Origin of the sequence: Streptococcus oralis (assembly GCF_003943825.1) — a bacterium.
Taxonomy (GTDB): Bacteria; Bacillota; Bacilli; order Lactobacillales; family Streptococcaceae; genus Streptococcus; species Streptococcus oralis_CD.
The window spans coordinates 1-566 of sequence record NZ_RJNJ01000111.1 but is presented as its reverse complement, the minus strand read 5'-3'; the positions used below and the strand labels follow the sequence as shown (position 1 = coordinate 566).

The 566-nt window shown below is 42.4% G+C and carries 1 protein-coding gene; it reads right to left on the bottom strand.

Features of this window, described 5'->3' with window-relative positions; translation table 11 throughout:
- Window positions 1–79 precede the first annotated feature (79 nt).
- Window positions 80–566: EamA family transporter (locus tag D8863_RS10875; protein WP_142999502.1), on the bottom strand; the 487-nt coding region annotated here is incomplete at its 5' end.

Sequence of the window (566 nt, the reverse complement as noted above, 5' to 3'; positions counted from 1 at the left end):
CCTCCTGGTTCGTTATAATGATACCTATTCTACCAAAAAAGGCCTCAAATTTGAAGCCTCAACTATCAAATAAGCATCTTTACTTGGCTTGTTTTGCTTCTTCTACAGATAAGAAAATCATCGGAATGATAATCAACACCATAGCTAAAGCCAAAAAACCATCCATGACCAATCCTAGAAAAAGAACACTTAATAAAGCGGAAGAAAGAGGTTCGCTAGCACTTACCACCGATACAACCAACGGGGAAACGAGTGACACAGCCTTCATAGATAGGAAGAAGGCAAAAGCAGTCCCAAACACGGCAATCGTCAGACAAATCAGCATACTTACCAAATCCACTTGAAAACTTATCTGGTAAATAGGGTAAAGGAAATTACTAAAGAGTCCTGCCAGAATCATCCCCCAACCAACAGTCGGAACAAATCCGTAGCGCCGTGCAAAACGTTGGGGAAGGATGACATTAAACATGACCCCTACTGCACTAAGCAAACCTGTCACTAGAGCCAAAGGTGTCATGGACAACTGGGACAAGTCCCCTTTTGTGGCCATCAAAAAAACACCTAGC